Raw genomic sequence first — 11,896 nt, 5'->3', positions numbered from 1 at the left:
ACCCCCTACATCCGCTTCTGATTTGAGTACGCAGGCAGAAAGAGTCCACCAGACATGGCCCAGCGCGCGTTCAACTTGCCCAACATGCTGACCTACGCCCGCATCATCGCGGTGCCGCTGGTCGTGCTGTGCTTTTTTCTGGAGGGCCATCTGAAATCGAGCGACTTCGCCCGCTGGTCGGCGTTGGTCATTTTCCTGCTGGCATCGGTCACCGACTACTTCGACGGCTATTTTGCGCGCGCCTGGCAGCAGACCTCCAACATCGGCAAGATGCTCGATCCGATCGCCGACAAGCTGCTGGTCGCCACCTGCCTCTTGCTGCTGGCGGCCGACACCGATCGTCACGCCGGTATCGCCGGCTGGTCGCTGTGGGCGGCGATCATCATCCTGTGTCGCGAAATCTTGGTTTCGGGCCTGCGCGAATATCTGGCGGCGCTCAAGGTCTCGGTGCCGGTGACGCAGCTTGCCAAGTGGAAGACCACCATCCAGATGGTCGCCATCGCCTTCCTGCTGGCGGGACCTGCCGGTGACAAGATCTTTCCGCTGACCACCCAAACCGGCCTCGTGCTGCTGTGGGTCGCGGCCCTCGTGACGCTCTACACCGGCTACGATTATTTCCGCGCCGGCCTCAAGCACATCATGGACGAGTGAGATGACGACCCGTCTCATCTATTTCGCCTGGGTTCGCGAACGGATCGGCACATCGCAAGAAGATGTCGAACTGCCCGCCGGCATCGAGACGGTCGCCGACCTTTTGCGCTGGCTGCAGTCGCGCGGCGAAGGTTACCAACAGGCGCTGCAATATCCCGATGTGATCCGCGTCGCCATCAACCAGGAACATGTCGATCACCGCGAGAAGATATCGGGCGCACGCGAGATCGCACTGTTCCCGCCGATGACCGGGGGCTGACACTCATGTCGGCCGTCCTGGTGCCGAATGTGCGCATCCAGCGCCAGGATTTCGACGTTGCCGCCGAGATCGCCGCGCTGACGCAGGGCCGTGCCGACATTGGCGCGGTGGTCACCTTCTCCGGCCTGTGCCGCGACGAGCAGGGCGCACTCTCGGCACTTGAGCTCGAGCACTATCCGGGCATGGCTGAAGCCGAGATCGGCCGCATCGCAACCGAAGCCACCGAGCGTTGGCCGCTGCAAGGCCTCACCGTCATACATCGCCATGGCAAGATCGCGCCGGGGGCGAACATCGTGCTGGTGGTGGCCGCTTCGGGGCACCGCCAGGCGGCGTTCGAGGCGGCGAACTTCCTCATGGACTACCTCAAGTCACGTGCACCCTTCTGGAAGAAGGAACATCGCACCGACGGCTCCGAGGGCGGCTGGGTCGACGCCAAGGAAACCGACGCTGAGGCAGCCCGGCGCTGGAAGCAGCCGCCGTCCGAATAATGCCGTGCAGACGTCACGGAACGACCGCAATCCTTCTGCCAACTGGTCGCGTGACTGATTTGGGCAAGGGAGACGGTCATGCTGGACAGGATCGCCGAATTCTTCGTCTTCGGCTTGGTGCCCCTGATCGTCGGCATCCTGGCGGTGCCGGAGCTGTCCGCTGCCGCGGAAAAGGCGGTGAGGGGCGAGGTGATCTATCGCGAGCGCATCGCATTGCCACCCAGCGCCGTGCTTTCCGTCGAGCTTGCCGACGTCTCGTTGGCCGACGCGCCGGCCAAGATCATCGGGCAACAGAAGATCGAGCCCGCCGGCCAGGTGCCGATCAGCTTCGAGATAAAATTCGACCCCTCAGTCATCCGGCCGCGGATGACCTACGCGCTGCAGGCCCGGATCACTGTGGACGGAAGGCTGATGTTCATCTCAGATGTGCGCCATCAGCTCGATCCACTGACCGACGCGCCGCAGACCATCGTGCTGAAGATGGTCGCACCCAGCAAGGAGCCAGCGGCTTCCGTCTTTGATCAGCTCTGGGTGGTCGACTATGTCGATGGCATTGGCGCCATCACCGCGCCGCAGGCGACGTTCAGGGTCAGCGAGGCCGGCAAGGCCGGTGGCAGCGGTCCCTGCAACACCTATTTTGCCACGACGAAGGTCGAGGGCCAGGCGATCGCGATCAGCGATATCGGTTCGACCTACAAAGCCTGCCCGCCCGATCTGATGGCCGAGGAAAAAGCCTTGTTCGATGCATTGGCCAAGGCGGCGTCGTACACTGTCGATGCCGGCAAGCTCGCCATATCAGATAAGGGCGGCCGCGAAATCCTGCGCTTCAGCGCCGCGAGCTGAGCAATTCCGGGGAAATTGCTACTCGCTTTCCCCGGGAAAACCGTTTCACACTTTTCCTGGAACTGCCGCGGACGATGGGACGAGGATGACGCCGTAGTGGTAAGGCGGCACGTCAACCATTTCAGCCAGCTTGAAACCGGCCGGCTCGACGGCGGCGATGGTCTGTTCCGGCGACAGTCTCAACTCGGTCTTCGGTCCGCGAGGCTCGCCCAGCACCACCGTCCGCTCGCGCGGCGTCCGATGCCAGTTCACTATGGCAAAATGGCCTGACGGGCCAAGCGTTGCATGGATCGCGCGGGCCAGGCGGAGCTGATCCGGAACACCATGAAAGGCGTTTGCCATGAAGACGAAATCGGCGGGTCGGGCTGCCAGGCTGGCAATCTCATAGGCGTCGCCCGCCACGAAGTCGCAATTCGACAGGCCATTTTCAGTCAGGCGCCGGCGCGCGACTTCGAGCAAGTCGGCGTCGATATCGATGGCGGTGACATGACGCGCGACCCTGGCAATCTGCAATGTGAACCAGCCATCGCCGGAGCAGAGATCGATCACGTCCATACCCGGCTTGATCCCGGTGGCCGCAAGCACTGCCGCCGGGTCGGGCCACAGCGCCTCCCACCATCCGCTGGTCGGCATATCGGTGCCCTGGAAGAACCCTGGAATGGCGCTGGTCATGGTCGGGTCGACTCCATCGCGACGGTGCTCGGCGCCCGGTCTATTCACGCATCTCGTACTTGCCGGACTTTGCGGCGGCTCGCTTCATGTGAGATGCCGCAGAGCCTGAGACCATGTCCTATACGAAAAAAGGCCGACATTTCGCCGGCCTTTCTTGCATGTGAGATATGGACTGTCGGCTCAGCCGACGATCTCGGTGTCCGAGAACCAGTACTTGATCTCCTGCGCGGCCGTTTCCGGCGCGTCGGAGCCGTGCACCGAGTTCTCGCCGATCGACAGCGCATGCACCTTGCGGATGGTGCCTTCGGCGGCGTTGGCCGGGTTGGTAGCGCCCATCACGTCGCGGTTCTTGATAATGGCGCTCTCGCCTTCCAGCACCTGCACGATGGTCGGGCCCGAGGACATGGATTCCACCAGCTCGCCGAAGAACGGCCGCTCCTTGTGGACGGCGTAGAAGCCTTCGGCCTCACGGCGGCTCATCCACACCCGGCGCGAGGCGATGACGCGCAGGCCGGCGTCTTCCAGCATCTTGGTGATGGCGCCGGTGAGGTTGCGCCGCGTTGCGTCCGGCTTGATCATGGAAAAAGTGCGTTCGAGCGCCATGGGTCGTCCTTGTCTGAATTCGAATTGAGAGTGGCGGGCTCTATACAAGCCGCCCGGCTGATTGCCAAGAGGGATGAGGAGCGGGGTGAGGAGCACTCCGCGCAGCGGGCGGGAAGCCAATTGCTTGGCTTTTCGAGCGATGAATGTCCGGAGCGATAGCGAGGGGTCAGAAGGTGCGTGCTTCCGTGGCTGGTCGGCGCCGGGGAAGCGAGATCAGACGGCTGTAAAACAACGGTTTGCTTGCTATAGTCGCTCGGTCGGCGCCGCGCTGAAGTCGGGCCGAATGGAGACAAAATGACCATGGCAGACGATCGTCAGGAGCGCATTCGCAACCGTGCACATCAGATCTGGCAGGAGGAAGGGCAACCGGCCGGTCACCACGAACGCCACTGGCACCAGGCGGCGGCCGACGTCGATCGGGAGGACGCGGGGAAGCCATCGGCGGACAAGAAGCCAGCCAAGAAGGCATCTGGCGCCGGCAAGGCAAAGGCCGCCCCCAAGGAAGAAAAGACCGCCACGAAAGCCAGCAAGCCAAAGAAGGCCGCCAAATAGGCCCAACTGTTCCACCGCTGATTCTCGCAACAGGTTGACGGCGCTCGAACTGCCTTGCCGGCAGGCAGGTCGCTGCGCCCGTCACGCTGCCGCGGAAACCTTTCGTCCCAGCCCGCCATGCAGGTCGAGGCAGCGGGTGAACCACTGCGCCACCGCGTCGCTGTCTTCGAGCAACTTGTATGGCGATGCGATGCGTGCCCATTGCAGTGCGCCGAAAACGATATAGTCGGCAAACAGCGGCGAGGCGCCGCCGATGAACGGCTGGTAGCTCAACATGGAGCGCAGCGGCTCCAGCGCTGCCCGGAAGGTTGCCAGGCCGGCGTCGCGTGCGGCGACGACGTCCTCCAGCCGCTTGCCGAAGCGCTGCTCCCGGCTCTGGCGGAAATAGGAGGCATTCTCCTCGTCTTGCATGGCATGAAGGTCAACGAGCGCCGCGGTCGTAACATAGGGGTGGATGGTCAATTGCGACCAGCGCTCGATGAAGCGCGCCATCGCCTTGCCGCCTTCGCCGCCAAACAGCGTCGGGCGATCCGGATAGGCCTCATCGAGATAGAGCGCGATGGCGAAGGAATCGGCGACGACCTTGTCGCCATCGCGGATGACCGGAACGGTTTTTGAGACGCCGCCTTCAATGGCAGGCACTTCGAGAAAACGCGTCGGCGCGGTCGAGATGTCAAGTCCCTTATGGGCCAGCGCCATCGTTGCCTTCCAGCAATGCGGACTGAACGGACGGCCCTCGTCACGCCCGACGAGATCATAAAGCAGAATGGTCATTGGCGTTAGGTCCCTTTGCGGTCTAGGTATCGCTCCCGAACCGAAACGGGCGCGGCCGGAGAAAAGATGAAACAGCACTTCATGATGTTTGCGGCTTACAATCAATGGGCCAATGGCCGCATCTACGATGCCGCCGACGATCTCAACGATGAGGAATTCAATCGCGACGTCGGCGCCTTCTTCGGCTCGCTGATGGCCACGCTCAACCACCTGCTCGTCGCCGATCGCATCTGGATGAAGCGCTTCACCGGCGAAGGCGCCGCGCCGACGACATTGGACGCCATATTGTACCGGGCTTTGCCTGTCCTGAGGACAGCGCGCGAGGCCGAGGACCGGCGCATCATCGACTGGCTCGGCGGCTTGAACGACAAGGCGCTGTCGGGTCGTTTCACTTATATGACCGTATCGGACATGCGCACCGTCTCGCAGCGTCTGGCGCCCGCGCTGGCTCATGTCTTCAACCACCAGACCCATCACCGCGGCCAGGCGCATATGATCCTGACGGTTCTGGGCCGCCCTTCCCTGCCGCTCGATCTGGCGCATTTTCAGCGGACCGAGGAGGGCAGGGCCTTCGCCTGATCCATATGGTTTCGTTCTAAATTCGAAGGCGAACAGTTCGCGCCGACTATCGCCGCATTTTTTGCCGCAGCATCGCCTTCACGTCCGGCCACTCGGAATCGATGATGCTGAACCGGACGGAATTGCGTTTCCGGCCGTCCGGCATGATCCGTTCGTTGCGAACGATTCCTTCCTGTTTCGCCCCTATTCTTAAAATGGCCGCTCTCGACGCGTCGTTGAGTTCGTCGGTGGTGAATTGCACGCGAACACAGTCCATGACCTCAAATGCATGGAACAGGAGAAGGTATTTAGCCTCGGTGTTGACGGCCGATCGCTGGACCGAACTGCTGAGCCACGTGTGCCCAATCTCCAACTTTCTGTTAGCGCGATCGATTTTCCAGAACCGCGTACTACCGCAAATCAAGCCCGTGGCGCGCAGAACGATCGCGTATGGCATGGCGGTCCCAGCCTGTCGTCCAGCCAGGGCGTTGGCAATATAGCCATTGATCGCGCCTGGCCCAGGAACCACGGTGGCCTTCAGGTTCCATAGCTCGCCATCCGCGGCCGCGCTCAAAAGCGCTGCGGAATGCTCCGGCTGAAGGGGCCTGAGTTCAACGAGATCCCCGACCAAGGCGGGTTGCCTGGATTGGACGCCCATTAGTCGATGATTCCCGATTTCTCTCGCCTGCGGTCATCGAGCGGCAAATGAGGACCAGTCCGAATTTCAGACAGCCTCGGAAGCCAAGTCGGTGATTTCGCTGTCCAACTGGCGTTGCGTCATGGCCGCTTCCGCCATCACCCATTGCTTGAACAACAGCACCTTGCGTGCGGCAAAGCTCTTGTGGGGCGAGACAAAGTACCAACCGGCCGTGTTCGGATGATGAACGGCAAAGGGAGCGACCAGCTTTTCGGCGCGGATATCGCTGGCCATATAGGCGCGGTTGGCAACGGCAAAACCCATTCCGGAGTTGGCCGCCTCGTAGGACATCATGCACGAGTCGAAATAGATGCTTTTGGTCTCGCTGAGCACGAAGCTGGCGCCAGCGAAACCAAGCCAGGATTGCCAGTTCTGGGTGCAGGTGTCGGAATGCAGCAGCGTGAAGTGCTTGAGGTCGTCCGGTGTGACCTTTGATAGCGGCTTGTCGCCGAGAACTTCATGGAACAGCTTGCGGCTGCACACCGGCGTCAGGTCTTCCCGAAACAGCAGGTCGGATGGCAGCCCGTTGAAGTGGCCGTCGCCATAGCGGATTTCGAGATCGAATTCGGAAGTCGTGAATTCATGCGTCGCGTACGAGGTCGAAACCCGCATCACGATATCGGGATGTTGCTGCTGAAAGAGTGGCAGGCGCGGAAACAGCCAGCGCGCGGCAAATGTCGGCAGTACAGATATCTTCAGCACATGTTCCTGTGATTGCCCGGTCGCTTCCATGCTGGCGGCGACGATGCGCTCCAGTGCCTCGCGAACGCGCGAGACATAGGTCTCGCCCTCCGGTGTCAGCGACACCGCATTGCCGCCGCGCTGGAAAATCTTGAAGCGCAGCTGATCCTCCAGGCTCTTGACGCGCTGGCTGACCGCCGAAGCGGTGATGAACTGTTCTTCGCCGGCACGCGTGAAATTGCCGTGCCTCGCAGCACTCTCCACGATTTTCAGCGAATTGAGGTTGACCTGACTGAGCAGACGCACGGTTTCGACCTTAAGCTTGGCTTACGGTAGCACTAGCATTCCTAATTTTACAGGGGGTGCTAATTTAATCGACTGTTAACCAAGTGTTTGCCCCCCACTTGGAGAAGTACAATGAACGCACATACCGTACCCGAATTGCGCTATGCGATGAGCCGCGAGGCCATTATCGGCCACGAAACCGCCTGGAAAGTGTCGAGCTTCGGCGTCGCGCAGTATCTGCATGGCTACGATCCGGCACTGCTTGCCGCGATCGAGGAGGCCGCCCTGAAGCTCAAGGCCAGCCATGCCGTGCACAAGCACCTCGATCTGACCTTCATCACCGGCGCCGACCGTTTCATCCCGGAAATCAAGGAGTTGCTGAACGACAAGTTGCGCCTGGAGCGGCTGTCCGACATGATGGGCACGCAGCTGGAGCCCTATCCGCTGTCGATCGTCGGTTCGACCGTTACCTTCATGAATCCCAGGGATGGCGCCGTCGAATGGCATTGCGACGGCGTTCCGGTCACCGAACTCATTCCGCTGTCGATCAGCGATCCGCTGGTCGGCGGCCATCTCGAAATTTATTGCGACGATTCCGAGACCGGGCGCGCCATTCTCGAATCCGGCCGCGAGATTCCGCGCAACCGCATCATGCGCATCGATCACAAGATGAACTACGCGACGCTCGGGCAGTTCCTCGGCGTCCTGCATCGCACGGCGCCGATCCAATTCGGCGAGCGCGTCACGCTGGTGCTCAACCAGCGCTCCGTGGCCAAGCCCTATGTCGACGACAACAGGATGTTCTATCTTGCCGCCGACAACGACCACGACCGCGAGTGGGTCAACGAACTGGCCGAAGATGTGTGGACCAACCAGCTGCCGGCCTATCGCCGGTTCGAGGCGGAACATCCGACGCCGGCCCCCGCCGAAGCGGCGGTTCCGGGCGGAGCCAGGGAATCATGGTAGCGACCCATGATCCCGAAAAGTGGGAACCGGTTTTCGGACAGGATCATGGTCGAACGCAGACATAGAGCCCAATGCCAATTCTTTCGGCATGGATCAGGCTCGATATCCGCGCTTGTCTTCGCCACCGGCGCGGTGGCGTTGTGGTCGACAAATGCGCTGGTCGGCAAATCCCTGCTGGCCGGTCACCCGGTGTCGCAGGTGCAGTTCCTGCAATTTGTGGGAGCTGCCCTGGTTTTCGCGGTGATCCGGTTGAGCAGCGGCGAGAAAGCCGCAGCAGTCACGGCGAATACCGCGCTGGTGCCGCTCGCGGTCGGTCTTATCGGTCTGGTCGGCACCATGGTGCTGCAATATGTCGCCTTTGCCTCGATGCCGGTGATCGAAGCCAATCTCGTGGCCTACACCTGGCCTTTGATGGTTGCCGCGGCAGTGATTGCCTTCGACAATCCCCGGCGTCCGGTTTTGCTGGGCCTTGCCGCGGCCCTTGGGTTCGTCGGCGTCGCGCTAGTGATTTCGGGAGGACGTGACCGCACCTGGTTCCAGGGTGACCTCGCCGGTTATTTGGCCGCATTCGGGTCTGCGCTGTGCATGGCGTTCTATTCGGTGATGGTGGGACGGCTCACCACCTCGCCGGACCGCCTGTTGCTGCCCTCGTCGCTGGTTGGCGTCGCCTTGACGCTCATATGGTCCGCTCGCGAAGGCGTCGCATGGCCCACCGGGGTGGATCTCGCCCTCGGGCTCTATCTCGGCGCCGGCCCGATGGGGCTGGGTTACTACTTCTGGTCGCGCGCCTTGAAGCTCGGAGGCAGCGGCAAGGTCGCTGTCGTCGCCTATCTCACGCCGATTGCCTCGACGCTGCTGCTGACCTTGTCCGGTGAACGGCTGACGACGACCGCCATTGCCGGCGCCATCCTCGTGATCGGCAGTTGTGTCGCGGTCGGCCTGGAGCGTTCGGAGGCGCAAGACTATGTTTGACGACAATGAACGTCTCGCCAGGCAGGAAGCGCATTGGCTCATCAAGGAATTCGGCGCCGAGGCACCGCTTTACGCCGCGATGAAGGCCGAAAAGGCGATTGAGCAGAAGGATTTCGGGCGTTGTGCCCGCTGGAAGCGTATTCTTGAGATATTGGCGGATGGTCGGACAACCAAGTCTGCCACTTCCAAGTATTAGATTTTCTAATTTGCGCGACGTCGATTTCCCATAAAGATAGTTGACGTCAAGTCTTGATTCGTTTTGGGACTTGGCGGCCCGTTGGGGGACGCGGTTAAAAAGATACATAGACAAAAGTCTTCACTGGGGTAGATGACTTTGTCGGAAATAGGGTGAAAGAATTGTCAAATATCGAGGATAAGATCGTTATCGAGCTAACCGCCGATATTGTCTCGGCCTATGTAGGCAACAATCCGCTTCCGGCTTCCGGCCTGCCTGACCTGATTGCCAGCGTCAGCGCCTCGGTCCGAAAGCTGGCTGGCGCGGCCGTCGTAGAAAGCCCGAGCCTGGTTCCGGCTGTAAATCCGAAAAAGTCGGTATTTCCCGACTACATCATCTGCCTGGAGGACGGAAAGAAGTTCAAGTCGCTCAAGCGACACCTCAGGACAGACTACGGTTTGAGCCCGGACGACTATCGGGCCAAATGGGGCTTGCCACCGGACTATCCGATGGTCGCCCCGAATTACTCGGCGACCCGGTCGGCGTTGGCGAAATCGACTGGACTTGGCCGCAAGCCGGCCGCTGCGCCGGCAGTCGCGGCCAAGGCGACAAAGCGCGGCAAGGCCACTGCCTGAGGCCTTGCTGGCCGGTATGGCAGGCCGCTGATCGGCTGCTCTGGCGGCGCATTATGTGCGCCGTTTCCAGGCCTTGTGCGGTCAACTGGCCCGCAAGGTCTTGCGAAGCGTTGATGTCCAGTGCAAAAGCGCGGCCATGCTTATCATCAATGACCTCTCGCTCCGCATGGCGGGGCGCTTGCTCCTCGACCATGCCTCGCTCACCTTGCCGGCCGGCACCAAGGCCGGCCTCGTCGGCCGCAACGGCACCGGCAAGACGACGCTGTTCAAGGCCATAACAGGCGATTTTCCCTCCGAGACCGGCTCGATCAGCCTGCCGAAGAACACGCGCATCGGCCAGGTGGCGCAGGAAGCGCCTGGAACCGAGGACCCGCTGATCGAGATCGTGCTCAAGGCGGACCTCGAGCGCACCGCGCTGCTCGAAGAAGAAAAGACCGCCACCGATCCACACCGCATCGCCGACATCCATATGCGGCTGGCCGACATCGACGCCCATTCGGCCGAGTCCCGCGCGGCCACCATCCTAGCCGGTCTTGGGTTCGACGACGCCGCGCAGCGGCGTCCGGCCTCGTCCTTCTCCGGCGGCTGGCGCATGCGCGTGGCGTTGGCCGCCGTGCTGTTTTCCGAGCCGGATCTCCTGCTGCTGGACGAGCCGACCAACTATCTCGACCTCGAAGGCACGCTGTGGCTGGAAAACTATGTGTCGAAGTATCCGCACACGGTGCTTCTGATCTCGCACGACCGCGATCTGCTCAACCGCGCCGTCAATTCGATCGTTCACCTCGACCAGAAGAAGCTGACGTTCTGGCGCGGCGGCTACGACCAGTTCGAGCGCCAGTACACCGAGCAGAAGGAATTGCAGGAAAAGGGCCGGGTCAAGCAGGAGGCCGCCCGCAAGCACATGGAATCCTTCGTCGAGCGTTTTCGCGCAAAGGCCTCCAAGGCAAGACAGGCTCAGTCGCGCATCAAGGCGCTGGAAAAGATGAAGCCGATCTCGGCCATCGTCAACGACACCGTACGGCCGTTCTCTTTCCCCGAACCCGTGAAGACGGTGGCCTCGCCGATCGTTGCGCTGAACAGCGTCAATGTCGGCTATACCGAGGGTCAACCGATCCTGAAGAAGATGACGCTGCGCATCGACGCCGACGACCGCATCGCGCTGCTTGGCGCCAATGGCAATGGCAAGTCGACGTTCGCCAAACTCCTTTCGGGTCGTCTGAAGCAGGAGACCGGCACCATGACGGTGGCGCCCGGGTTGAAGGTGGCGATCTTCGCCCAGCACCAACTCGACGATCTGCGTCCCGAGGAAAATGCCTATGAGCATGTCCGTCGGCTGATGCCCGAGGCGCCGGAATCGAAAGTGCGTGGCCGCGTCGCCCAGTTCGGTCTCACCACCGAGAAGATGAACACGCCCGCCAAGGACCTGTCCGGTGGCGAGAAGGCGCGGCTGTTGATGGGGCTGTCCGCTTTCGAGGGGCCGAACCTGTTTATCCTCGACGAGCCGACCAACCATCTCGACATCGACAGCCGCGAATCGCTGATCCATGCGCTCAACGAATTTCCCGGCGCCGTCATCCTGATCTCGCACGACCGCCATCTGCTCGAGGCGACCGCCGACCGGCTGTGGCTGGTCAAGGACGGTGCGGTCAATCCCTATGACGGCGACCTCGAGGACTACAAGACGCTGGTGACCGGCGTCTCCGGCGACCGCCGCGGCAAGCGCGAGGCCGACAAGGCGTCAAAGGCCGACCGCCGCCGCGACGCGGCAGCGCGCCGCGCCGCCTTCGAGCCGCTGGCCAAGGAAATCCGCGCCACCGAGGCGCTGATGGACCGCATCCGCAAGCGCATCGACGGCATCGAGGACGAACTGTCCAACCCGGCGGTCTATGAGAAGGATCCGTCGACGGCGACCAGGCTCGCCAAGGAACGCTCGCAGCTTGCCCAGACGCTGGCCGGCCATGAGGAAAAATGGCTGACCATGTCGGCCGAATATGAGGAAGGGACGGCGGAGTAGCATGACGTCGACAGACGCTTGGATCGAAGCTGGGAAGGTTTTGGCGCTCGATCCGAAGGCAAATGTCGAAT

The 11,896-nt window shown here is 61.8% G+C and carries 16 protein-coding genes; 11 read left to right on the top strand and 5 right to left on the bottom strand.

Features of this window, described 5'->3' with window-relative positions; all coding sequences use genetic code 11:
• Positions 1 to 54: 54 nt before the first annotated feature.
• From pgsA to FJ970_RS23655, 4 genes are all read left to right on the top strand, one after another.
• A complete protein-coding gene (pgsA, locus tag FJ970_RS23670; RefSeq protein WP_140761997.1) occupies positions 55 to 651 on the top strand; it encodes a CDP-diacylglycerol--glycerol-3-phosphate 3-phosphatidyltransferase in 597 nt (198 codons plus the stop codon).
• 1 nt (position 652) lies between these two features.
• The gene (moaD, locus tag FJ970_RS23665) at positions 653 to 910 is read left to right on the top strand and encodes a molybdopterin converting factor subunit 1 (RefSeq protein WP_140761995.1); all 258 of its coding nucleotides are present in this window, start codon (positions 653 to 655) and stop codon (positions 908 to 910) included.
• Positions 911 to 915: 5 nt separating this feature from the next.
• Positions 916 to 1,398, top strand: a complete 483-nt coding sequence (locus FJ970_RS23660) for a molybdenum cofactor biosynthesis protein MoaE (RefSeq protein WP_140761993.1) — start codon at positions 916 to 918, stop codon at positions 1,396 to 1,398.
• Positions 1,399 to 1,476: 78 nt separating this feature from the next.
• Entirely contained in the window at positions 1,477 to 2,241 is a 765-nt protein-coding gene (locus tag FJ970_RS23655) for a YbaY family lipoprotein (protein ID WP_140761990.1), read from the top strand.
• Positions 2,242 to 2,286: 45 nt separating this feature from the next.
• Here FJ970_RS23655 and FJ970_RS23650 read toward each other — a convergent pair whose 3' ends face one another.
• On the bottom strand, positions 2,287 to 2,913 hold the full coding sequence (locus tag FJ970_RS23650) for a class I SAM-dependent methyltransferase (protein WP_140761987.1): 627 nt from the start codon (positions 2,911 to 2,913) through the stop codon (positions 2,287 to 2,289).
• A gap of 180 nt (positions 2,914 to 3,093) precedes the next feature.
• Positions 3,094 to 3,516 (bottom strand): nucleoside-diphosphate kinase, encoded by a 423-nt coding sequence (gene ndk / locus FJ970_RS23645; RefSeq protein ID WP_140761984.1) that lies wholly within the window; start codon positions 3,514 to 3,516, stop codon positions 3,094 to 3,096.
• Positions 3,517 to 3,810: 294 nt separating this feature from the next.
• On the opposite strand from ndk, the gene FJ970_RS23640 reads away from it, so the two are divergent.
• Positions 3,811 to 4,068 carry a DUF2934 domain-containing protein gene (locus FJ970_RS23640; protein WP_140761981.1) on the top strand — a complete coding sequence of 86 codons (258 nt, stop codon included), beginning with the start codon at positions 3,811 to 3,813 and terminating at the stop codon, positions 4,066 to 4,068.
• Between the two features lie 81 nt (positions 4,069 to 4,149).
• On the opposite strand, the gene FJ970_RS23635 is transcribed toward FJ970_RS23640, so the two are convergent.
• A complete protein-coding gene (locus FJ970_RS23635; RefSeq protein ID WP_140761978.1) occupies positions 4,150 to 4,842 on the bottom strand; it encodes a glutathione S-transferase family protein in 693 nt (230 codons plus the stop codon).
• A gap of 66 nt (positions 4,843 to 4,908) precedes the next feature.
• Here FJ970_RS23635 and FJ970_RS23630 point away from each other — a divergent pair, with 66 nt between their 5' ends.
• Positions 4,909 to 5,421 carry a DinB family protein gene (locus FJ970_RS23630; RefSeq protein ID WP_140761975.1) on the top strand — a complete coding sequence of 171 codons (513 nt, stop codon included), beginning with the start codon at positions 4,909 to 4,911 and terminating at the stop codon, positions 5,419 to 5,421.
• A gap of 46 nt (positions 5,422 to 5,467) precedes the next feature.
• Here the strand turns inward: FJ970_RS23630 and FJ970_RS23625 are convergent, their stop codons facing one another.
• Both FJ970_RS23625 and FJ970_RS23620 read right to left on the bottom strand, forming a co-directional pair.
• On the bottom strand, positions 5,468 to 6,031 hold the full coding sequence (locus tag FJ970_RS23625; protein WP_227791884.1) for a GNAT family N-acetyltransferase: 564 nt from the start codon (positions 6,029 to 6,031) through the stop codon (positions 5,468 to 5,470).
• Positions 6,032 to 6,124: 93 nt separating this feature from the next.
• Positions 6,125 to 7,084: a LysR substrate-binding domain-containing protein gene (locus FJ970_RS23620; RefSeq protein WP_140761969.1), complete on the bottom strand. Its 960-nt coding sequence runs from the start codon at positions 7,082 to 7,084 to the stop codon at positions 6,125 to 6,127.
• 111 nt (positions 7,085 to 7,195) lie between these two features.
• Here FJ970_RS23620 and FJ970_RS23615 point away from each other — a divergent pair, with 111 nt between their 5' ends.
• From FJ970_RS23615 to FJ970_RS23595, 5 genes are all read left to right on the top strand, one after another.
• Positions 7,196 to 8,029 (top strand): hypothetical protein, encoded by an 834-nt coding sequence (locus FJ970_RS23615; protein WP_181178726.1) that lies wholly within the window; start codon positions 7,196 to 7,198, stop codon positions 8,027 to 8,029.
• Between the two features lie 45 nt (positions 8,030 to 8,074).
• Entirely contained in the window at positions 8,075 to 9,001 is a 927-nt protein-coding gene (locus tag FJ970_RS23610; protein ID WP_140761966.1) for a DMT family transporter, read from the top strand.
• Positions 8,994 to 9,197, top strand: a complete 204-nt coding sequence (locus tag FJ970_RS23605) for a hypothetical protein (protein WP_140761962.1) — start codon at positions 8,994 to 8,996, stop codon at positions 9,195 to 9,197. Before FJ970_RS23610 ends, FJ970_RS23605 begins: the two co-directional genes overlap by 8 nt.
• Before the next feature lie 161 nt (positions 9,198 to 9,358).
• Complete coding sequence (locus FJ970_RS23600) at positions 9,359 to 9,811, top strand: MucR family transcriptional regulator (protein WP_140762076.1); 453 nt, start codon at positions 9,359 to 9,361, stop codon at positions 9,809 to 9,811.
• 136 nt (positions 9,812 to 9,947) lie between these two features.
• The gene (locus FJ970_RS23595) at positions 9,948 to 11,825 is read left to right on the top strand and encodes an ABC-F family ATP-binding cassette domain-containing protein (protein ID WP_140761959.1); all 1,878 of its coding nucleotides are present in this window, start codon (positions 9,948 to 9,950) and stop codon (positions 11,823 to 11,825) included.
• The last annotated feature ends 71 nt before the right edge of the window (positions 11,826 to 11,896 follow it).

It is taken from the genome of Mesorhizobium sp. B2-1-8 (assembly GCF_006442545.2).
Classification (GTDB): domain Bacteria; phylum Pseudomonadota; class Alphaproteobacteria; order Rhizobiales; family Rhizobiaceae; genus Mesorhizobium.
The sequence above is the reverse complement of the archived record's forward strand: the minus strand, read 5'-3'. Positions and strand labels throughout refer to the sequence as shown.

What these genes read in the sequence shown, in the direction of transcription:
- pgsA (WP_140761997.1), top strand. Translation starts at nt 55, where the DNA reads ATGGCCCAGCGCGCGTTCAACTTGCCCAACATGCTGACCTACGCCCGC.
- moaD (WP_140761995.1), top strand. Translation starts at nt 653, where the DNA reads ATGACGACCCGTCTCATCTATTTCGCCTGGGTTCGCGAACGGATCGGC.
- FJ970_RS23660 (WP_140761993.1), top strand. Translation starts at nt 916, where the DNA reads ATGTCGGCCGTCCTGGTGCCGAATGTGCGCATCCAGCGCCAGGATTTC.
- FJ970_RS23655 (WP_140761990.1), top strand. Translation starts at nt 1,477, where the DNA reads ATGCTGGACAGGATCGCCGAATTCTTCGTCTTCGGCTTGGTGCCCCTG.
- FJ970_RS23650 (WP_140761987.1), bottom strand. Translation starts at nt 2,913, where the DNA reads ATGACCAGCGCCATTCCAGGGTTCTTCCAGGGCACCGATATGCCGACC.
- ndk (WP_140761984.1), bottom strand. Translation starts at nt 3,516, where the DNA reads ATGGCGCTCGAACGCACTTTTTCCATGATCAAGCCGGACGCAACGCGG.
- FJ970_RS23640 (WP_140761981.1), top strand. Translation starts at nt 3,811, where the DNA reads ATGACCATGGCAGACGATCGTCAGGAGCGCATTCGCAACCGTGCACAT.
- FJ970_RS23635 (WP_140761978.1), bottom strand. Translation starts at nt 4,842, where the DNA reads ATGACCATTCTGCTTTATGATCTCGTCGGGCGTGACGAGGGCCGTCCG.
- FJ970_RS23630 (WP_140761975.1), top strand. Translation starts at nt 4,909, where the DNA reads ATGAAACAGCACTTCATGATGTTTGCGGCTTACAATCAATGGGCCAAT.
- FJ970_RS23615 (WP_181178726.1), top strand. Translation starts at nt 7,196, where the DNA reads ATGAACGCACATACCGTACCCGAATTGCGCTATGCGATGAGCCGCGAG.
- FJ970_RS23610 (WP_140761966.1), top strand. Translation starts at nt 8,075, where the DNA reads ATGGTCGAACGCAGACATAGAGCCCAATGCCAATTCTTTCGGCATGGA.
- FJ970_RS23605 (WP_140761962.1), top strand. Translation starts at nt 8,994, where the DNA reads ATGTTTGACGACAATGAACGTCTCGCCAGGCAGGAAGCGCATTGGCTC.
- FJ970_RS23595 (WP_140761959.1), top strand. Translation starts at nt 9,948, where the DNA reads ATGCTTATCATCAATGACCTCTCGCTCCGCATGGCGGGGCGCTTGCTC.